The organism is Frigoribacterium sp. CFBP 13729, assembly GCF_014841875.1.
In the GTDB taxonomy this organism is placed as follows: domain Bacteria; phylum Actinomycetota; class Actinomycetes; order Actinomycetales; family Microbacteriaceae; genus Frigoribacterium.
Window position 1 is genome coordinate 347,477 of sequence record NZ_JACYUR010000001.1, and the last position, 20,474, is coordinate 367,950.

The following is a 20,474-nucleotide window of genomic DNA, read 5'->3' on the forward strand; positions in this document are numbered from 1 at the left end:
GCTGGGCCTTCTCGGGGGTGTCGACCGCGGCGTGCGGACAGATCGGCGCAGATAGCGCTGGTACATACTACCTGCGCGTCGCCCCGACGGGCAACGATCAGGAGAGCAGCGCGCGCCGCAGCGTGTCGAGCCCGACGCCGCCGAGCTGGAGTGCCTCGCGGTGGAACGCGCGGAGGTCGAAGTCGGCTCCCTCGCGACGAGCCCGCTCGGCACGCAGGTCCTCCCAGATGCGCTGTCCGACCTTGTACGAGGGCGCCTGGCCGGGCCAGCCGAGGTAGCGGTCCACCTCGAAGCGCACGAACTCGTCGTCCATGTTGACGTTGGCGCGCATGAACGTCAGGGCGGTCTCGTGGCTCCAGGGCTCGGTCGAGCCGGGGAACGTCTTGCCGAGGTGCACGCCGATGTCGAGCACGACCCTGGCGGCCCGCATCCTCTGGCCGTCGAGCATGCCGAGGCGGTCGCCCGGGTCGGACAGCCAGCCGAGCTCGTCCATCAGCCGCTCGGCGTAGAGGGCCCAGCCCTCGGCGTGCCCCGACGTGCCGGCGAGCTGACGGCGCCAGGTGTTCAGCTGCGCGCTGTTGTAGACCGCCTGGCCGAGCTGGAGGTGGTGCCCCGGCACGCCCTCGTGGAACACGGTCGTCGTCTCGCGCCAGGTGCCGAAGCGCGTGACGCCCTCGGGCACCGACCACCACATGCGGCCGGGACGGGAGAAGTCGTCGCTGGGGCTCGTGTAGTAGATGCCTCCGTCCTTCGTCGGGGCGATGCGGCACTCGAGGCGCCGGACGGGCTCCGGAACGTCGAAGTGCGTGCCGGCGAGCTCGGCCACGGCGCGGTCGCTGAGCCGCTGCATCCACTGCTGGAGCGCCTCCGTGCCCTCGAGCTGCCGCGCGGGGTCGGCGTCGAGGACGGCGATCGCCCGCGCCACGTCCGCGCCCGGCTCGATCTCGCGGGCCACCGCCTCCTGCTCGCTCGTCATGCGGGCGAGCTCGTCGAGGCCCCACTCGTAGGTCTCGTCGAGGTCGACGGTCGCCCCGAGGAACCGCCTCGAGTGCAGGGCGTAGGCGTCGCGGCCGACGCCGTCCTCGACGGCGGCCGCGGGCAGCAGCTCGTCGAGCAGGAATCGGCGGGCGGCGAGGTAGCCCTCACCCGCCGAGGAGGCGCCCCTCGCGAGGTCGGACGCGAGCGCCGACGAGGGGGCGGTGCCGTCGGCCAGTCGTGCGGACGAGGCGAGCTCGGCGAAGAAGCCGTCCGGCGACCCGATGCGGGCGCACTGCTCGGCCACCGCCTCCACCTGGCGCCGCGCCGGGACCACGCCCTCGGCGATGCCCTGCCGGAAGGTCTCCACCAGCTGCCCGAGGGCCCGGTCGACCCGGCCGAGCCGCGAGGCGACGTCGGCCCAGTCGCCCTCGGTCTCGGTGGGCATGAGGTCGTAGACCTCGCGGATCGCCTGGATCGGCGAGGCGATGACGTTGAGGTCGCGCAGCTGCAGACGCTGCTCGGCGTACTCGAGGTCGAGGCGGAGCTCGGCCCCCAGGTCGTCCTGGGTGACGCGGTCGACGTCGTCGACGGGCTCCGCGGCGTCCAGCTCGGCGAGCACGCGGCGGACCGCCTCGACGTGTCGCTCGTGGCCCGCCGGCGAGTAGTCGCCGTACTCGCCCGTTCGGCCCTCGCGCCCGATCCACGTCGCGGTGGTGGGGTCGAGGTCGACGAGCTGGTCCACCCAGCGCTCGGCGATGCCGTCGATCGGGGTCTGCGGGCGGACGGGAGTCGTCGTGGGCTCGGTCATGGGACGAGGCTAGCGACGACGGCGGGGCGTCGCGTCGACCCGTGTCGATGCGACGCCCCGCAGGACGGACGGGTGCTACTCGGCGTCGAGGTCCGTCTCGAGCAGCGTGGCCAGCTCGTCGAGGGCCGTGTCGGCGTTGTCGCCGTCGGTGGCGAGGACGACCTCGTCGCCGTGGCCGATGCCGAGCGAGAGGACGCCGAGGATGCTGGCGGCGTTGACGGTCTTGCCCGCGGGCGAGGTCAGCGTGACCTTGGCGCCGCTCTTGCCGGCGGCCTGGCTGAACAGCGAGGCGGGGCGGGCGTGCAGGCCGACGCTCGAGGCGATGGTGACGGTGCGTTCTGGCATTTCTTCTCCTTGGTCGAGACCGGTCTGGTCGGGGTGCGGGCCGGGGCCCTGGACGTGTCAGTCGTGGGTGGTCGGTCGATCGTCGCGGTGGGGCTCGATCGTGACCTTGATGGCCTCGCCGCTGGCGATGGCCTCGAGGGCGTCGTGCAGGCGGTCGAGCGGGAAGCGGTGGGTGATCAGGTCGCCCACCACGACCTCGCCCGAGGCGATGAGCCGCAGCGCCTCGCGGTTGTGGGCCGGGCTCGACCCGTTCACGCCCACGATCGTCAGCTCACGGTAGTGCACGAGGTTCGAGTCGATGCTGATCTGCGAGTCGTCCCGGGCGAGGCCGCCGAAGAGGCTGAGGCGGCCGCCGGGCGCGAGGAGTGCGAGAGCCTGCTCCTGGGCGGGTCGTGACGCCGCGGCCGTGATGACGACGTCGACCCCCAGACCGCCGGAGGCGGCACGGACCTGGTCGAGGACGACCTGGCGTCCGTCCGCTCCCGCCTCCACCGCGAGGGCGAGGTCCGGGCGGACGAGGGCGGCAGCCCGCGCGAGACGGTCCGCGTTCGCGTCGACGAGGATCACCTGACGCGCGCCCCGGGCGCGGGCGAGGCGGACGTGCATGCAGCCGATCGGTCCCGAGCCGATGACGAGGACGCTGTCCCCCGCGCCGACCCGCGCGAGCTCCTGGCCGTTGAGGACGCAGGCGAGGGGCTCGACGAGCGACGCCTCCTCGGAGGAGACGTGGTCGGGGACTCGGTTCACGCCGTCGACGGCCAGGACGGCCGCGGGGACGACCATGAACTCGGCGAAGCCGCCGGCGTACTGGTAGCCGATGCTCGTCTGGCGGGGGCAGACGCTCGGCCGGCCGGCTCGGCAGACGTCGCAGGTGCCGCACGGCACGGCCGCGATCACCTGGACGCGGTCGCCGACGGCCCAGCCGTCGACGTCGTCGCCGACCTCGACGACGGTGCCGGCGACCTCGTGGCCCATCACCTGCGGGCCGGTCATGTGGGGGTGGCCCGACCGCAGGATCTTGAGGTCGGTGCCGCAGGCGGAGCAGTTGTCGACGCGGAGGAGGAGCTCACCGCGAGAGACCCCGGGCGTCGCCACGTCGTCGAGACGCACGTCGCCCGGGGCCCACCACTTCGCTGCTCTCACGAGGAGTCCGAGCCGCCCGTCACTCGTCGTCGTCGGTCGACGCGAGCAGCTCGTAGACCTCCGACGTCGTCGTGGCACCGCGCAGGGCCGCGGCGGAGTCGGGGTCCATCAGGATGCTGGCGAGCTGGCTGAGGATGGCGATGTGGCCGTTGCCCGCCGCGGCGATGCCGACGGCGACCGATACCTCGTTGCCGTCCCAGTCGACCGGGGTCGGGAAGCGGAGCACGACGAGCGCGTCCTTCTTCACCGAGTCCTTGCCGGCGAGCGTGCCGTGCGGGATCGCGACGCCCTCGCCGACGTAGGTCGACACCGAGTTCTCGCGCTCGAACATGGCGTCGACGTAGGTCTCGTCGATCGCCCCGGCCTCGATGAGCGCCTTGCCCGCGGCGCGGATGGCCTCGTCGCGGCTCGAGGCCTTCTCGTCGAGACGGATCGACGACTCCGCGAGGAGCGACGTCAGCTCGGGTGCCTGCTGGTCCGCCATCGTCAGACCTCGACCGTCGTGCCGTCCTGGATGGCCTTGACCACCTTGGCGACCGAGGGGTCGCCCATGAACAGCTGGAACGGGACGACGGGGATGTTCGGCACGACGCCGCGCGCGCGCTCGGCGAGGTTGTTCTGCGTCACGACGACGTCGGCGTCGGCCGGGATGTCGGCGACGGGCGAGTGCTCGACGGTGACGCCGCTCTTCTTGAGCTGCTTCTTGAGGGTCGAGGCCAGCATGACGCTGCTGCCCATGCCCGCGTCGCACGCGACGATGAGCTTCTTGATGGAGGAACCGTCGAGGGTTGCCATGTCAGTCTCCTTGTTTCTCAGGGTGGGGGGCCGGCCGGAGCCGACCCCCCGAGTCAATCAGTTGGACGCTGAGGGCGCGGCCGTGCCCTTGCTGGTCGCCTTGTTGGCGGCCGTGGCGGCCTGGGCGTCGGCGAGTGCCTGCGCCTGGGCGGCGTCGTCCTCGGCGGCGGCCTCGCGCTTCTCCTTGCGGCCGAAGCCCATGAGGAACGAGCAGACCACGAACGAGACGGCGGCGGACAGCAGGATGCCGACCAGGATCACCGGGAAGTCACCGGGGGCGGCGACGAGGGCGTAGGCGATGATGCTGCCGGGCGAGGGGCTGGCGACCAGGCCGACGCCCGTCAGGAGGAAGAAGCCGACTCCGGTCGCACCGCCGAGCACGGCGCCGATCAGGAGGATCGGCTTCATCAGCACGTACGGGAAGTAGATCTCGTGGATGCCGCCGAAGAACTGCACGATGATCGCAGCCGGTGCCGACGGACGGATGGCGCGCGGTCCGAAGAAGAGGAACGCGAGCAGGATGCCGAGGCCCGGGCCGGGGTTCGACTCGAGCATGAACAGGATGGACTTGCCGGACTCGGCAGCCTGGTCGATCCCGAGGGGCGTGAGCACGCCCTGGTTGATGGCGTTGTTGAGGAACAGGATCTTCGCCGGCTCGATCAGCAGGGACGCCAGCGGCAGCAGGCCGCGCTCGACGAGGAAGTCGACCCCGTTGCCGAGGACCGTGGTCAGGCCCGAGGTGAGCGGCGCGATGCCGAAGTAGGCGCCGATCGCCATGGCCCCGCCGAAGATGCCGAGCGAGAAGTTGTTGACGAGCATCTCGAAACCGGACTTGATGCGGCCGTCGAGCGCGCGGTCGAACTGCTTGAGCAGCAGCGCAGCCAGCGGGCCGACGATCATCGCGCCGAGGAACTGCGGCTTGTCGGTCGCCACGATGACGCCCATCACGGCGATCGAGGCGATGACGGCGCCGCGCTGCCCGTGGACCATGCGGCCACCGGTGTACGCGATCAGGATCGGGAGCAGGTACAGGATGATCGGGTCGACCAGCGACGCGACGGTCTCGTTGGGCGTCCAGCCCGTGGGGATGAAGAGGGCCGTGATGAGGCCCCAGGCGATGAACGCGCCGATGTTCGGCATGACCATGCCGGCCAGGAAGCCGCCGAAGCGCTGGACGCGCGCGCGGACTCCCGTTCCGGTGACCGTGGGGGTGAATTCGGACATGAGGGGCGGTACTCCTTCGTACTCAGTGGTGAGTCTCGGTGAGGGTGGTGGGCAGGGACGTGGTGCGTCGGGTGGGGATCGAGGAGGCGGCGGCCGCGTCCCCGACGAGCGGGCTCGTCAGGTCGGGCTGCGCCAGGAGCGACGCCTCGGAGGCGTCGAGGTCGGAGGGCGCCGGGACCGTGGTGCCGGGCAGCCTCGTGGCGGCGGCACCCCAGGTCAGGGCGGCGAGGAGGGAGTCGCGGGGGGCGCCTCCTGCGGTCTCGCTCGCGAGGTACCCCGCGAGGAAGCTGTCGCCCGCGCCGACGGTGCTGCGCGGGACGGCGACGTGGGACGTGCCGACGACGACGCCGTCGGGGCCGACGAGGACGGCGCCCTCCGCCCCGAGGCTGACGAGCACGGTGCCGACGCCGGAGGCGCGGACGGCCTCGGCGGCCGCCACGACGTCGCCCAGCGTGTCGAGCGTGCGGCCGGCGAGCTCGGCGAGCTCGGCGAGGTTCGGCTTCAGCAGGTCGGGCCGGGCCTCGACCGCCGCGGACAGGGCGTCGCCGCTCGTGTCGACGGCGAGCTTGGCGCCGGTCCGGCGCACGTCGTCGACGAAGCGGGCGAACGTCGCCGTGCTGATCTCGGGCGGCAGGCTGCCGGACACGACGATCCAGGTGGCGTCCTCCGCCGTCGCCCGGACGACGGCCGTGATCGCGGTCAGGTCGTCGTGGCTCAGGGCGAGACCGGGCTCGTTCAGCTTGGTCACCGTGCCGCCGGGCTCGGCGACGGTCAGGTTGGACCGGGTGCGACCCGAGACGGGCACGTACCGTGCGCTCACGCCAGCTGCGTCGAGCAGGGCGCTCAGCTCGGCGCCCTCGCGGCCACCGACCGGGAGCACGGCCACGCTGTGCACCCCGTGGGCGGTCAGGGCGCGGGCGACGTTGACGCCCTTGCCCGCCGGCTCGAGGAGCGGTGCGCCGGTTCGGACGACGTCGCCGCGGTCGAGACGACCGACCTCGACGGTGCGGTCGAGGCTCGGGTTGAGGGTCACGGTGACGATCACACGATCACCACCCGGGGGCCGGAGCGCTCGACGTCGTCGGCGAGGTCGGCGTCGACGCCCGTGTCGGTGATGACCGTGTCGACCTCGGAGAGCGGAGCCACGCGGGCGAAGTCCTCCCGGCCGAACTTCGAGTGGTCGGTGAGGATGACCGTGCGCCGGGAGGCCGCCATCAGGGCCTTCTTCACCCGCGCCTCGGCGAGGTCGGGCGTGGTGAGGCCCCGCTCGGCCGAGAGGCCGTTCGTGCCCATGAAGGCCACGTCGGCGAACACCTCGGCGATCTGCGTCCGGGTCCACTCCCCCACCGCGGCGAGGGTGCGGCCGCGGACGACTCCGCCCAGGAGGTGGAGGGTCACGTTGGGCCGGGCGACGAGCACGTTCGCGACGGGCAGCGAGTGCGTCACGACGGTGAGCTCGCGGTCCGTCGGCAGCAGCTCGGCGAACCGGACGGTCGTCGTGCCGGCGTCGACGATGATCGACCCGCCGTCGGGCAGCTCGTCGAGGGCTGCGCGGGCGATGCGCTCCTTCTCGCCGGCAGCCGAGCCCTCACGGTCGGCGACGTGCGGCTCGATGCCGAGGCGCTCGACGGCGATGGCCCCGCCGTGCACGCGCCGCAGGACCCCGCGCCGCTCGAGCGCGGTCAGGTCGCGGCGCACGGTCTCCGGCGTCACGGACAGCTCGCGGGCCAGACCGGCGACCTCGACGCGGCCGCGCGTGCGCGCCGAGTCCAGGATCTGCTGGTGGCGCTCGGGAGCGTACATGCGCGGAGACTCCGTCGTCAGTCGTGCGGCTCGCGGGGCGGTGAGGCCGAGCGGGAAGAGCGGGGGTGGACAGCTGGGGCAGGCAGAGCAGGAACAGATGTTGTTCCGGGTTTATATAAGTCCGTTCGCGTCCCCTGGTCAAGTCAAACGCGCGTGTCGCCCCCGCTTGTGCCCGTTTCGGGGGGACGAGAGCGACGTCGCGACCCCCGACATCGTCGACGTGACCCCCGGTGCCGGCCCTGGTGCGTCGCTGATCTGCCGCTAGTGAGCCGCAGCGTCCCAGCTGCTGCCGAGGCCCACGCTGACGTCGAGCGGCACGCGGAGTTCGGCGGCCCCGCTCATGCGACGGCTGACGATGTCGCGGACGTCGTCGACCTCGCCCGGCGCGACCTCGACGATCATCTCGTCGTGGACCTGCAGCAGCACACGGCTGGCCATCTCGCGCTCGTCGAGTTCGCTGCGGACGCCGAGCATGGCCCTCTTCATGATGTCGGCCGCCGAGCCCTGGATGGGCGCGTTCAGCGCAGCGCGCTCGGCGTTCTCGCGCAGCACCCGGTTGGGCGACTTGAGGTCGGCGAAGGGGCGCCGGCGACCGAAGATCGTCTCGGTGTAGCCGTCCTCGCGTGCCTTCTCCACGACGTTGCGCAGGTACTCCCTCACCGCGCCGAAGCGCTCGAAGTAGTCGGTCATCAGCTGCTTCGCCTCGGAGCTCTCGATGCGCAGCTGCTTCGACAGGCCGAACGCGCTGAGCCCGTAGGCCAGTCCGTACGACATCGCCTTGACCTTGGTCCGCATCGCCGGGCTGACGTCGGCCGGCTCGACGCCGAAGATGCGGGCGCCGACGAACCGGTGCAGGTCTTCTCCGGCGTTGAAGGCCTCGATCAGGCCGGCGTCACCGGAGAGGTGGGCCATGATGCGCATCTCGATCTGCGAGTAGTCGGCCGTGAGGAGCGTCTCGTACTCGGGGCCGTGGACGAAGGCCGCGCGGATCTCGCGACCGACCGCGGCCTTGACCGGGATGTTCTGGAGGTTCGGGTCGACGGACGAGATGCGACCGGTGGTGGTGCCGGTCTGGTCGTAGGTCGTGTGGATGCGGCCGTCGTCGGCGATCGACTTGTCGAGCGTGTCGATGATCTGACGGAGCTTGGTGGCGTCGCGGTGCTGCAGCAACAGACCGAGGAACGGGTGCGGGTGCTTCTCCTGCAGGTCGGCGAGGGACGCGGCATCGGTGGAGTACCCGGTCTTGGTCGCGCGGGTCTTGGGCATCTCGAGCTGCTCGAAGAGGACCTCCTGCAGCTGCTTCGGCGAGCCGAGGTTGACCTCGCGGCCGATCTCGGCGAACGCGTCCGTGGCGAGACCTGCCGCCGTCTCGCCGAGGCGCGTGGAGAGCTCGGCCAGGACCGGGTGGTCGGCCGCGACGCCCGTGAGCTCCATGTCGCCGAGCACGGGGACCAGGGGCAGCTCGAGGTCGGTGAGGACGGTGCGGGAGCCCTCGTCGAGGGACTCGTGGAACGACTCGGCGAGCCGGAGCGTGTACCAGGCCTCCGTCGCGACGCTCACCTGCTCGTCGGCCGGGACGAGCTGGTTCGGGTCCGCGACCGGGAGGGTCTCGCCGAGCTGCTCGTAGACGAGGTCGGTCAGGGCGAAGGAGGTGCGGCCCGGCCTGAGCAGCCACGCCGCGACCCGCGTGTCGCCGGCGATCCCGGTGAGCGCGAGACCTGCCTTGGACAGGGCCTTGTAGGCACGCTTGGCGTCGTGCAGCACCTTCGGCGAGTCAGCGTCGAGCCAGGCCTCGAGTGCGACGTAGTCGCCGCGGCCCGTGGCCCACGGCACGTAGGCGGACTCGTCGTGCGACGAGATGCCGAGCCCCACGACGCCCTCGGCGCCGTACTCGACGCTGAGCCCGACCGGCGCCGCCGGGTCGGACGCGTGCTTCTTCAACCAGAACGCGAGTTCCTCGTCGATCAGGGTGCGGACGACGGGCAGGCCCGCCGGGGCCGCCACGACGGCCCCCTCTCCCGAGCCGTCGGGCGCGGCGCCGGTCGCGTCGGCGAGGGTGAGCACCCGCTCGAGGAGGGTGCGGAACTGGAGCTTGTCGAAGAGCTCGCGGACGGCCTCGGCGTCGACGGCGCGGCGCTCGAGGTCGCCGGGCGCCACGGGCAGCTCGACGTCGGTCACGAGGCGGTTGAGCCGCCGGTTGCGGATCGCGCGCTCTTTCTGCTCACGGAGGTTGCCGCCCACGACGCCCTTGATGTCGTCGGCGTGGGCGATGACCTCGTCGAGGCTGCCGAACTGGGTGATCCACTTGACGGCGGTCTTCTCGCCGACCTTGTCGATGCCGATCAGGTTGTCGCTCGTCTCGCCGACGAGGGCCGCGATCTCGGGGTACTGGTGCGGTTCGATGCCGTAGCGCTCGAACACCTTGTCGCGGTCGTAGCGGGTGAGCTCGCTGACGCCGCGCGCCGAGGGGTAGAGCAGGGTCACGTCGTCGTTGACCATCTGGATGGCGTCGCGGTCGCCGGAGACGACGAGGACGCGGTAGCCGTCGTCGCGACCCCGGACGGCGAGGGTCGCGAGGATGTCGTCGGCCTCGAAGTCCTCTTTCGTGATGGTGGTGATGCCCATGGCGTGCAGCGCCTCCTGCAGGAGGGGGATCTGCCCCACGAACTCGACCGGCGTCTCGGAGCGCGTGCCCTTGTACTCGGGGTACTCACGCGTGCGGAACGAGAACCGCGAGATGTCGAAGGCGACTGCGAGATGGGTCGGCTTCTCGTTCTTCAGGAGGCTGAGCAGCATCGAGATGAACCCGTGGATCGCGTTCGTGTGCTGACCCTCCCGGTTCACGAAACTGTCGACGGGCAGGGCGTAGAACGCCCGGAACGCGAGGGAATGGCCGTCGATGACCAGGAGGGTAGGCTTCGTTTCGTCCGACACCCCGTCAGCCTAGCGGGCGCCCCCGACAGCGGATCCGGAGCACCATGACCGACGCGACCACCTCCTCCTCGTCCAACGACGCCGAGCGGACCGTGCGTCCCGACGCCGCCCTCAGCGACGACGCGGTCGAGCTCTTCGGGCGCCGAGGCGTCGGCGCCCTCGCCGAGAAGATGGGCATCGAGATCCTCGAGATGAGCGCGGAGCGCGCGGTCGGCCGGATGCCCGTCGAGGGCAACACCCAGCCGGTCGGCATCCTGCACGGCGGGGCGCACGTGGTCCTGGCGGAGACCCTCGGCTCCGTGGCGGCGAACGTCCACGCGGGGGCGGGGCGGCTCGCCATGGGGATCGAGCTGAACGCCAGCCACAGCAGGTCGGCCACGACCGGGTGGGTGACGGGCACCTGCACCGCGGTCCACCTCGGCCGCACCCTCGCGACGCACCAGGTCGTCATGACGGACGACGACGGACGCCTGTTGTCGACGGTCCGCATCACGAACTACCTGACGGACGCCCGCGGCTGACTTCCTCGGCCGGCGCCTCACGGCCGGTTCCGAGGACGTGCCCGCATGACGAGAGGCCCGCGCCCACCGGGGACGGGCCTCTCGTCGCGAACGGGCTCGCTACTTCTTGACGCTCAGCTGCTCGATGATCGCCTGGGCGACGTCGTGCATCGTGAGGCGACGATCCATCGACGCCTTCTGGATCCAGCGGAACGCCTCCGGCTCGGTGAGGCCCATCTTCTCGTTGAGCAGGCCCTTGGCCCGGTCGACGAGCTTGCGGGTCTCGAAGCGCTCGACCAGGTCGGCGACCTCGGCCTCGAGGGTGATGATCTGCGTGTAGCGGGAGAGGGCGATCTCGATCGCGGGGAGGAGGTCGTTGGGCGTGAAGGGCTTGACCACGTAGGCCAGGGCGCCGGCCTCGCTGGCCCGCTCGACGAGCTCTTTCTGGCTGAACGCCGTCAAGAGCACGACGGGGGCGATGTGGTTCTTGCTCAGCGTCTCGGCCGCGGAGATGCCGTCGAGCTTCGGCATCTTGACGTCCATGATGACGAGGTCGGGTCGCAGCTCGGTCGCGAGGGCGACGGCGGTCTCGCCGTCTCCGGCCTCGCCCACCACCTCGAATCCGTTGTCGCGGAGGATCTCGACGATGTCGAGGCGGATGAGGGACTCATCCTCTGCGACGACGACGCGACGGGGTGCTGCTGGTGTTGCTTCCTGGTCACTCACGAAGCAGAGCCTACGGTATTCTCGCCTCGGTCGTCGTGAGCCGGATTGGCGGAATGGCAGACGCGGGGCACTCAAAATGCTCTGTCCGAGAGGGCGTGTGGGTTCGAGTCCCACATCCGGCACGGTCGACGACTCCCCCACCTGCCCCGCGCCGTGCGCGCGGTGCGAGCGCCCGTCCGCAGGTCGCGAGATCGAGACGATCTCGACTTCCTGCGTCGAAACGGTTGACCCGGGCCGCTCGTGCACTACGCTGGTGGAACTGGTTGTTGTGTTACGCATTTGTATCTCGCGACGTGCCAGGTCGAGATTCCTCGGGATCGCGGCCAGGGGGCGTCGTTCTCAGAGGGAGCGGACAAAAAGGCACCGCGACGAGCGATCTCGAAATCGAGATCGACAACTCTGATTGAAGGAACAAGAAAAATGGCAACAGGTACCGTTAAGTGGTTCAACTCCGAAAAGGGCTTCGGCTTCATCACCCCCGACGACGGATCCACTGACGTCTTCGCGCACTTCTCCGCGATCGCCGGCGACGGCTACCGCAACCTGGAGGAGAACCAGAAGGTCGAGTTCGACACGGCTCAGGGCAACAAGGGCCTCCAGGCCGAGAACATCCGCGTCATCTGACTCGGCGGCGTCCTCGAGACGCCGACGGGAGACGATCTGATCGTCCCCGACACTGAAGCCCCGATCTGCTCCGGCAGGTCGGGGCTTCTCTCATGCCCACAGCGGCCCCCGGCGGAGCCGCCGACGCGTCGGCGCCGCGAGCTCGCCGTGCGGCTGCGTCCGGTCGAGGTCGACTAGAGGGGCAGCGGCAACGGCAGCCCCAGGAGGCGCGCCACCGGTTCGTAGTCCGCCGCGGCTTCCCGGTACTCCGCCTCCGCCTCCGCGCCTCCGCCGTCGACGTCGGGGTCGACACGGAGCTCGCGTGCCTCCCTGGCTGCCCGGGCGAGGCGCCAGCGCTCCGCGCGCAGGGACCACAGCGCGAGCTCGTCACCGTCGGCGTCGTCCGGGGCCGCGTTCGCGACGTCCCACGGCACACGCACGGCCGGCAGGTCGCGGTCCGGCCCGTCCGGTCGTGCGACGTCCGGCCGGGGGTCGCTGAAGTCCGCGAAGAGCCGTTTCGTGCCCACGGCGAGCACGGCGCCGACGAGGGCACCCGAGAGGACGAACGCCGCGAGGTCGCCGAGGCCCTCGACGTGCCAGACGGCACCCGCCACGGTCCCCATGAAGAAGCCCCCGGTCACTCCCCCGGTCAAGGTCCAGGCATCCACGATGGCGGACCCGGCGCGGTCGGCGGCCACGGTGCCCGCACGGCTGCGCCGAGTCGTGGCGACGTCGTGGCCGGTGCCGCTCGGCACGACCCACAGGGCGCCTCCGACGACGAAGCAACGAGGGTGCGAGGGGCCGACGGACATGCCGGGAGGCTACGCCCGCAGTCTGAGGGCGGGCGGCCGACCTCGCGGACCCGGCGGACCCGCGCGCACCCCGCCTCGCGCGAGAGGGCGAGCGCGGGTCCTGCGGGTCTCGGCAGGAGCGGGTCCGCGAACGACGACGGCCGGGCCGCCTCCGGGGAGGCGACCCGGCCGTGCCGGGGTCGTGCTGCTGTCGCCGCTAGTTCGTGCTGGCGTAGGCCGGTGCGGCCTCGCCGTGCGCGTCGCCCACGCGGTGCACGCGGAGGTCGTTCGTCGACCCCGCGATGCCGGGAGGGGACCCGGCGATGACGATGACCTTCTCGCCCGAGAGGGCGAGCGCGTTGCCCAGGAGGATGTCGTCGACCTGCTCGAACATGGCGTCCGTGTGGGTCACGTTCTCGACGAGGAAGGACTGGACCCCCCAGCTGAGCGCCATGCGGCGACGCGTCGCCTCGTTGGGCGTGAAGGCCAGGATCGGGATCGAGTGGCGGAGGCGCGACATGCGACGCACGGAGTCGCCCGACTCCGTGAACACGCAGAGGTAGCGCGCCTGGACGAACTCGGCCACGTCGGCCGCCGCCAGGGTGATGGCGCCGCCCTGGGTGCGCGGCTTCGTGCCGAGCGGGGGGATGCGCTCGAGGCCGTGTTCTTCGGTGGAGGCGACGATGCGGGCCATGGTCTGCACCGTGACGACGGGGTACTCGCCCACGCTCGTCTCGCCGCTGAGCATGACCGCGTCGGCACCGTCGAGGACGGCGTTCGCCACGTCGGACGTCTCGGCGCGCGTCGGGATCGGGCTGGCGATCATCGACTCGAGCATCTGCGTCGCGACGATGACCGGCTTGGCCATGCGGCGGGACAGCTCGACGGCGTGCTTCTGCACGATGGGGACCGCCTCGAGGGGCAGCTCGACGCCGAGGTCGCCGCGGGCGACCATGATGCCGTCGAACGCGTCGATGATCGCCTCGAGGTTGTCCACGGCCTGCGGCTTCTCGATCTTGGCGATGACGGGCAGACGACGCCCCTCCTCGGCCATGATCTCGTGCACGCGGGTGACGTCGTCGGCGTCGCGGACGAACGAGAGCGCGATGAAGTCGGCGCCGAGGGCAAGGCCCCAGCGGAGGTCCGCCTCGTCTTTCTCGGACAGGGCAGGGACGCTCACGGCGACGCCGGGCAGGTTGATGCCCTTGTTGTTCGAGACCGTGCCGGCCACGACGACCTCGGTCGTCACGGTCGTCCCGTCGGTCTCGAGCACGCGCAGCTTCACGCGACCGTCGTCGATCAGCAGCGGGTCGCCCACGGCGACGTCGCCGGGCAGGCCCTTGAAGGTCGTGCCGCAGATCTCCTTCGTGCCGAGGATGTCGTCGGTCGTGATCTTGAAGACGTCACCGACCGCGAGGTCGTGCGGACCGTCGGAGAACTTGCCGAGGCGGATCTTCGGGCCCTGCAGGTCGACGAGCACGGCCACGGGACGCTCGGCGTCCGCCGCGGCCTGGCGCACGTTGGCATAGACGGACTCGTGCACGTCGTAGCTGCCGTGGCTGAGGTTCATCCTGGCCACGTCGACGCCGGCGTCGATGATGGCCCGGATGTCGTCGTAGCTCGACGTCGCCGGCCCGAGGGTGGCGACGATCTTTGCGCGTCTCATGTGTTCCTTACTGTAGGTAGGGGGGGGTGGGACGGCTGAGGACCCGTTCCACCAGCCTATTCCCGACTCGAGCCGGGTCAGACCGAAATGGCGCGATCCGTGGGCTTGACCGGGAACGGCAGGATCGTCTCGCCCTCGAGCCAGGCGTCCACGGCCGAGGCCGCCGCTCGGCCCTCGGCGATCGCCCAGACGATGAGCGACTGGCCGCGGCCGGCGTCGCCCGTCACGAACACGCCGGGCTCGGACGTCTGGTAATCGCCTCCGCGGTCGAGATTGCCCCGGGAGTCGAACGGAACGCGCAGCTGCTGCTCGATGGCGTCGCGCTCCGGGCCGGTGAAGCCGAGCGCCAGGAGGACGAGGTCCGCGGGGATCTCGCGCTCGGTGCCGGCCTTGGGAACGCGACGGCCGTCGAGGTACTCGGTCTCGGCGACGCGGACGGCACGGACCTCGCCGACCTCGTTGCGGAGGAACTCGACGGTGGAGGCGAGGTACATCCGCTCGCCGCCCTCCTCGTGCGCGCTCGCGACCTCGAACAGGGTCGGGAAGGTGGGCCAGGGCTGGGACTCGGCCCGCTCCTCCGGGGGCTGCTGGCCGATGGCGAGGTTCGTCACGGACAGGGCGCCCTGACGGTGCGCCGTGCCGATGCAGTCGGCACCGGTGTCGCCGCCCCCCAGGACGACGACGTGCTTGCCCTCGGCCGTGATCTGGTCGTCGACCCGGTCGCCGGCACCGGTGCGGTTCTGCTGCACCAGGTACTCCATGGCGAAGTGGACGCCGGAGAGGTCGCGGCCCGGGATGTCGAGGTCACGCGGGACGGTGGAGCCCGTGGCGACCACGACGGCGTCGTAGCGCGCACGGAGGTCGTCCCAGGCGATGTCGCGGCCGATCTCGACGCCGGCGCGGAAGCGCGTGCCCTCGGCGCGCATCTGCGCGAGCCGCTGCTCGATCTGCTTCTTCTCCATCTTGAAGTCGGGGATCCCGTAGCGCAGCAGGCCGCCGATGCGGTCGTCGCGCTCGTAGACCGCGACGGTGTGCCCCGCCCGCGTCAGCTGCTGTGCCGCGGCGAGGCCGGCCGGGCCGGACCCGACGACGGCGACGGTCTTGCCCGTCAGGCGCTCGGGCGGGTGAGGCGTGACCCAGCCCTGCTGGAAGGCCTGGTCGATGATGCTGACCTCGACCTGCTTGATGGTCACCGGCGGCTGGTTGATCCCCAGGACGCACGACGCCTCGCAGGGCGCCGGGCACAGGCGGCCCGTGAACTCGGGGAAGTTGTTGGTCGCGTGCAGCCGCTCGCTGGCCTGACGGCCCTCGCCGCGCCACATGAGGTCGTTCCACTCGGGGATGAGGTTGCCGAGGGGGCAGCCCTGGTGGCAGAACGGCACGCCGCAGTCCATGCAGCGGCCCGCCTGTCGGCGGAGCTCGCCGCTCTCCTGCTGCTCGTACACCTCCCTGTAGTCCATCAACCGCACGGACACGGGACGACGCTTCGGGAGCTCGCGCTTCTGGGTCTTGAGGAACCCCTTCGGATCAGCCACCGGTCACCTCCAGGATTCGCTTCCAGGCTTCGTCGCCATCGGGGTCGAGACCCTCGTCGACGGCCGTCTGCCGGGTGGCGAGGACGGCGGCGTAGTCACGCGGCAGAACCTTGACGAACTCGGACGCCGCGGCGTCGACGTCGGCGAGCAGGCGCTCGGCGACGGGCGAGCCCGTCTCGGCGAGGTGCCGCGACAGGAGGTCGGAGAGGATCTCGACGTCGGCGCTTCCGAGAGGGTGCAGCTCGAGCTCGCCGGACGCGAGGGACTCGGCGTTCACCCGCTCGCTGCGGAGCCGGTGCACGTAGGCCGTCCCCCCGGACATGCCGGCGCCGAGGTTGCGTCCCGTGTCGCCGAGGATGACGGCGAGCCCGCCGGTCATGTACTCGAGCGCGTGGTCGCCCACGCCCTCGACGACCGCGCTGGCGCCCGAGTTCCGCACCAGGAACCGCTCGCCCACGATGCCGCGGATGAACAGGCTGCCCTGGGTCGCGCCGTAGCCGATCACGTTGCCGGCGATGACGTTCTCCTCGGCCACGAAGGTGCTCTCCCGCGACGGGCGCACAACGACCGTGCCGCCGGAGAGGCCCTTGCCGACGTAGTCGTTGCTGTCGCCCTCGAGGCGGAGCGTGATGCCGGCCGGGAGGAACGCGCCGAGCGACTGCCCGGCGGACCCGGTGAGGGTGACGTCGATGCTGCCCTCGGGGAGGCCGTGCTCGCCGTGGCGGACGGTCACCTCGTGGCCGAGCATCGTCCCGACAGCACGCTCGGTGTTGCGGATGGGCAGCGAGATCGCGACCCGGCCGCCGTTCTCGAGCACGTCGGAGCTGCGGGCGATGAGCTCGACGTCGAAGTGCGACTCGAGCTCGTGGTCCTGCTGCCGGTGGTTGCGGCGGGGCTCGTCCTCGTCGAAGTGCGGTCCGACCAGCACGGGCGACAGGTCGAGCCCGGAGGCCTTCCAGTGGTCGAGCGCACGGTCGACGTCGAGGGCGTCGGTGCGTCCGACCGCCTCGTCGAGGCTGCGGAAGCCGAGGGAGGCGAGGATCTCACGCACCTCCTGGGCCAGGAACTCGAAGAAGTTGACGACGAACTCGGGCTTGCCCGAGAACCGCGCCCGGAGCTCGGGGTTCTGCGTCGCGACGCCCACGGGGCAGGTGTCGAGGTGGCAGACCCGCATCATGATGCAGCCCTCGACGATCAGCGGCGCGGTCGCGAAGCCGAACTCCTCGCCGCCGAGCAGCGCGGCGATCACGACGTCGCGGCCCGTCTTCATCTGGCCGTCGACCTGCACCACGACGCGGTCGCGCATGCCGTTGAGCATCAGCGTCTGCTGGGTCTCGGCGAGGCCGATCTCCCACGGGGTGCCGGCGTGCTTGAGCGAGTTCAGGGGGCTGGCGCCCGTGCCGCCGTCGTGGCCCGAGACGAGGACCACGTCGGCGAGGGCCTTCGTCACGCCCGCGGCGACCGCGCCGATGCCCGACTGGCTCACGAGCTTGACGTGCACCCGGGCCGTCGGGTTGGCGCGCTTGACGTCGAAGATGAGCTGCTTGAGGTCTTCGATCGAGTAGATGTCGTGGTGCGGCGGCGGGCTGATCAGGCCGACGCCGGGCGTCGCGTGGCGGGTGCGTGCCACCCACGGGTAGACCTTCGTCGGGGGCAGCTGTCCGCCCTCGCCGGGCTTGGCGCCCTGGGCCATCTTGAGCTGGATGTCGGTGGCGTGCGTGAGGTACATGCTCGTCACGCCGAACCGACCCGACGCGACCTGCTTGACCGCGCTGCGGCGCTCGGGGTCGAGCAGTCGGTCGACGTCCTCGCCGCCCTCGCCCGTGTTGGACTTGCCGCCCAGGCGGTTCATGGCGATCGCGAGGGTCTCGTGTGCTTCCTTCGAGATGGAGCCGTAGCTCATCGCGCCGGTCGAGAACCGCTTCACGATCGACTCGATCGGCTCGACCTCGTCGAGGGGCACCGGCTCGCGGAGGCCCTGCCGGAACGAGAAGAGCCCGCGGAGGGTCATCAGGTCCTCCGACTGGTCGTCGACGAGCTTCGTGTACTCGCGGAAGATGTCGTACCGGCGCGTGCGCGTGGCGTGCTGCAGGCGGAAGACGGTGTCGGGGTTGAACAGGTGCCGCGGGCCCTCGCGGCGCCACTGGTACTCGCCCCCGGTCGCGAGGCGCTCGTGCGCCACGACGGACCCGTCGGTCGGGTACGCGCTGGTGTGGCGCTGCTTGTTCTCGGCCGCGACGACGTCGATGCCCACCCCGCCGAGCACGCTCGACGTGCCGGTGAAGTAGGTGTCGACGAACTCCTGGCTGAGGCCGACGGCCTCGAAGGCCTGGGCGGCGGCGTAGCTCGACACGGTCGAGATGCCCATCTTGGACATGATCTTGAGCACGCCCTTGCCGAGCGCCTTGATCAGGTTGTGGACGGCGTCCTCCGGCGAGATGCCGGTGATCATGCCCGACCGGACGAGGTTCTCGCAGGTCTCCATGGCGAGGTACGGGTTGATCGCCGAGGCGCCGTAGCCGATGAGGGTGGCGACGTGGTGCACCTCGCGGACGTCGCCGGCCTCGACGATCAGGCCGACCGACATGCGCTTCTCGGTGCGGATCAGGTGGTGGTGGACCGCGGCGAGCATGAGGAGGGACGGGACGGGCGCGAAGTCCTGGTTCGAGTCGCGGTCGGAGAGCACGATGAACTCGGCCCCGGCCTCGATGGCGTCGTCGACCTCGTTGCACATGGCCGCGATGCGCTTCTCGAGCGCGCGCGGCCCCTTGTCGGCCCGGTACAGGCCGCGGATCGTCGAGGTGACGCGCGACCCGGGGCTGGGGTCGATGTGCTGGATCTTCGCGAGCTCGTCGTTGTCGATGACGGGGAAGTCGAGCACGACCTGTCGGGCGTGCTCCGGCGTGGCCGAGAGCAGGTTGCGCTCCGGGCCGAGACCGAGCGAGAGCGACGTGACGACCTGCTCGCGGATCGAGTCGAGCGGCGGGTTGGTCACCTGGGCGAACTGCTGGGTGAAGTAGTCGAAGAGGAGGCGCGGACGCTCGGACAGCACGGCGATCGGCGTGTCGCTGCCCATGGCGCCGAGGGGCTCGGCCCCGGTCTTCGCCATCGGCGTGAGCAGGATGCGCACCTCTTCTTCGGTGTAGCCGAAGGTGCGCTGGCGACGGATGACGGAGGCCGGCGTGTGCACGATGTGCTCGCGCTCGGGCAGCTCGGAGAGGCGGATGCGCCCTTCGGCGAGCCACTCGCCGAAGGGCTCGGAGGCCGCGAGGTCGCGCTTGATCTCGTCGTCCTCGATCAGGCGACCTGCCTCGGTGTCGACGAGGAACATCTTGCCGGGGCGGAGCCGGCCCTTGCGGACGATCTTCGCGGGGTCGATGTCGGGCAGCACGCCGATCTCGCTGGCGAGCACGACGAGGCCGTCGTCGGTGACCAGGTAGCGGCCGGGGCGCAGGCCGTTGCGGTCGAGGGTGGCGCCCACGAGGCTGCCGTCGGTGAAGGTGATGGCGGCGGGGCCGTCCCACGCCTCCATGAGCATGGAGTGGTACTCGTAGAAGTCGCGAAGGGTCGGGTCGATGTCGACCTGGTTCTCCCACGCCTCGGGGACCATCATCATGATGGCGTGCGGCAGGGAGCGACCGGTGAGGCTCAGCAGCTCGACCACCTCGTCGAACGACGCGGAGTCGCTGGCTCCCGGGCTGACCACCGGCAGCAGCGGCTTGAGGTCGCCGAGGAGCTCGGACTCGAGCTGCGACTGGCGCGCCCGCATCCAGTTGCGGTTGCCCCGGACGGTGTTGATCTCGCCGTTGTGCGCGATCATCCGGAACGGCTGCGCGAGCGGCCAGGACGGGAACGTGTTGGTGGAGTAACGGGAGTGCACGACGGCCAGCTTCGAGGCGAAGCGCTCGTCGCTGAGGTCGGGGTAGAAGGGCTCGAGCTGCAGCGTCGTGACCATGCCCTTGTAGACCATGGTGCGGCTGCCGAGCGACGTGAAGTACGCGCCGAGCTTGGACTCGGCGCGCTTGCGCAGACGGTAGGCCTGGCGGTCGAGCGCCACGCCCGAGAGGAGCTCGCCGTCGGCCCCGTGACGACGGCTGCGGACGAAGAGCTGCTCGAAGGCCGGCATCGCGCCGCGGGCCAGCGTCCCGAGCTCGTCGGGGCGCACGGGCACCTCGCGCCAGCCGAGCACGTCGAGCTGCTCGAGGTTCGCGATCCGCTCGACGCCGGTCTTCAGCTCGGCCCGCTCCTGCTCGTCGGTGGGCAGGAACGCGATGCCCACGGCGTACTGCCCGGCCTCGGGCAGCTCGAAGTCGACGACGGCGCGGAGGAAGGCGTCGGGGACCTGGCAGAGGATGCCTGCCCCGTCGCCCGTGCCCGCGTCGGAGCCGATGGCGCCGCGGTGCTCGAGGTTGCGGAGGGCGCCGAGCGCGGCGTCGACGATGTCGTGGCCCGGGGTCCCGCGGAGGGTGGCGACCATGGCGAGGCCACAGGCGTCCTTCTCGTTGCGCGGGTCGTACAGGCCCGCAGCAGCGGGAACGGTGCTGAACTGCTGGTGAACTGGCGTGAGCGCCATGTGATCCGTCCTCACGGGGAGATCCGATGGGGGTCGGGACGTCGTCGGCC

The 20,474-nt window shown here is 71.1% G+C and carries 16 protein-coding genes and 1 tRNA gene; 3 read left to right on the forward strand and 14 right to left on the reverse strand.

The window, feature by feature from the left end; genetic code table 11:
* Positions 1-97: 97 nt before the first annotated feature.
* The 9 genes from IFT77_RS01545 to polA form a co-directional block, all read right to left on the reverse strand.
* A complete protein-coding gene (locus IFT77_RS01545; protein ID WP_192169057.1) occupies positions 98-1,786 on the reverse strand; it encodes a DUF885 domain-containing protein in 1,689 nt (562 codons plus the stop codon).
* Positions 1,787-1,861: 75 nt separating this feature from the next.
* Positions 1,862-2,131 (reverse strand): HPr family phosphocarrier protein, encoded by a 270-nt coding sequence (locus tag IFT77_RS01550; protein WP_123545842.1) that lies wholly within the window; start codon positions 2,129-2,131, stop codon positions 1,862-1,864.
* A gap of 57 nt (positions 2,132-2,188) precedes the next feature.
* Entirely contained in the window at positions 2,189-3,274 is a 1,086-nt protein-coding gene (locus tag IFT77_RS01555) for an alcohol dehydrogenase catalytic domain-containing protein (RefSeq protein WP_192169058.1), read from the reverse strand.
* A gap of 19 nt (positions 3,275-3,293) precedes the next feature.
* Positions 3,294-3,758: a PTS sugar transporter subunit IIA gene (locus IFT77_RS01560; RefSeq protein ID WP_192041681.1), complete on the reverse strand. Its 465-nt coding sequence runs from the start codon at positions 3,756-3,758 to the stop codon at positions 3,294-3,296.
* Positions 3,759-3,760: 2 nt separating this feature from the next.
* Positions 3,761-4,069 (reverse strand): PTS lactose transporter subunit IIB, encoded by a 309-nt coding sequence (locus IFT77_RS16525; RefSeq protein WP_146900799.1) that lies wholly within the window; start codon positions 4,067-4,069, stop codon positions 3,761-3,763.
* A gap of 57 nt (positions 4,070-4,126) precedes the next feature.
* Positions 4,127-5,293 carry a PTS mannitol transporter subunit IICB gene (locus IFT77_RS01565; RefSeq protein WP_146900796.1) on the reverse strand — a complete coding sequence of 389 codons (1,167 nt, stop codon included), beginning with the start codon at positions 5,291-5,293 and terminating at the stop codon, positions 4,127-4,129.
* Between the two features lie 22 nt (positions 5,294-5,315).
* Positions 5,316-6,326, reverse strand: coding sequence for a 1-phosphofructokinase family hexose kinase (locus IFT77_RS01570; protein ID WP_371740872.1), 1,011 nt, complete (start codon positions 6,324-6,326; stop codon positions 5,316-5,318).
* Between the two features lie 8 nt (positions 6,327-6,334).
* Positions 6,335-7,096: a DeoR/GlpR family DNA-binding transcription regulator gene (locus IFT77_RS01575; protein ID WP_123545849.1), complete on the reverse strand. Its 762-nt coding sequence runs from the start codon at positions 7,094-7,096 to the stop codon at positions 6,335-6,337.
* A gap of 261 nt (positions 7,097-7,357) precedes the next feature.
* Positions 7,358-10,030: a DNA polymerase I gene (gene polA, locus IFT77_RS01580; RefSeq protein ID WP_192169060.1), complete on the reverse strand. Its 2,673-nt coding sequence runs from the start codon at positions 10,028-10,030 to the stop codon at positions 7,358-7,360.
* 44 nt (positions 10,031-10,074) lie between these two features.
* Between polA and IFT77_RS01585 the strand changes: the two genes are divergently transcribed.
* Positions 10,075-10,551 carry a PaaI family thioesterase gene (locus IFT77_RS01585; protein ID WP_192041684.1) on the forward strand — a complete coding sequence of 159 codons (477 nt, stop codon included), beginning with the start codon at positions 10,075-10,077 and terminating at the stop codon, positions 10,549-10,551.
* A gap of 99 nt (positions 10,552-10,650) precedes the next feature.
* Here IFT77_RS01585 and IFT77_RS01590 read toward each other — a convergent pair whose 3' ends face one another.
* The gene (locus IFT77_RS01590; protein WP_146900783.1) at positions 10,651-11,256 is read right to left on the reverse strand and encodes an ANTAR domain-containing response regulator; all 606 of its coding nucleotides are present in this window, start codon (positions 11,254-11,256) and stop codon (positions 10,651-10,653) included.
* Between the two features lie 39 nt (positions 11,257-11,295).
* On the opposite strand from IFT77_RS01590, the gene IFT77_RS01595 reads away from it, so the two are divergent.
* Positions 11,296-11,378: transfer RNA gene (locus tag IFT77_RS01595), tRNA-Leu, on the forward strand.
* A 298-nt stretch (positions 11,379-11,676) separates the two neighbouring features.
* Entirely contained in the window at positions 11,677-11,880 is a 204-nt protein-coding gene (locus IFT77_RS01600; protein ID WP_055797427.1) for a cold-shock protein, read from the forward strand.
* Between the two features lie 173 nt (positions 11,881-12,053).
* Here the strand turns inward: IFT77_RS01600 and IFT77_RS01605 are convergent, their stop codons facing one another.
* The 4 genes from IFT77_RS01605 to gltB form a co-directional block, all read right to left on the reverse strand.
* Positions 12,054-12,671, reverse strand: coding sequence for a hypothetical protein (locus tag IFT77_RS01605; protein WP_192169061.1), 618 nt, complete (start codon positions 12,669-12,671; stop codon positions 12,054-12,056).
* A 196-nt stretch (positions 12,672-12,867) separates the two neighbouring features.
* Positions 12,868-14,316, reverse strand: a complete 1,449-nt coding sequence (pyk, locus tag IFT77_RS01610; RefSeq protein WP_192169062.1) for a pyruvate kinase — start codon at positions 14,314-14,316, stop codon at positions 12,868-12,870.
* Between the two features lie 77 nt (positions 14,317-14,393).
* Positions 14,394-15,851, reverse strand: a complete 1,458-nt coding sequence (locus IFT77_RS01615; RefSeq protein WP_192041687.1) for a glutamate synthase small subunit — start codon at positions 15,849-15,851, stop codon at positions 14,394-14,396.
* Positions 15,844-20,424 (reverse strand): glutamate synthase large subunit, encoded by a 4,581-nt coding sequence (gene gltB, locus IFT77_RS01620; protein WP_192042305.1) that lies wholly within the window; start codon positions 20,422-20,424, stop codon positions 15,844-15,846. Before gltB ends, IFT77_RS01615 begins: the two co-directional genes overlap by 8 nt.
* Positions 20,425-20,474: the final 50 nt, after the last annotated feature.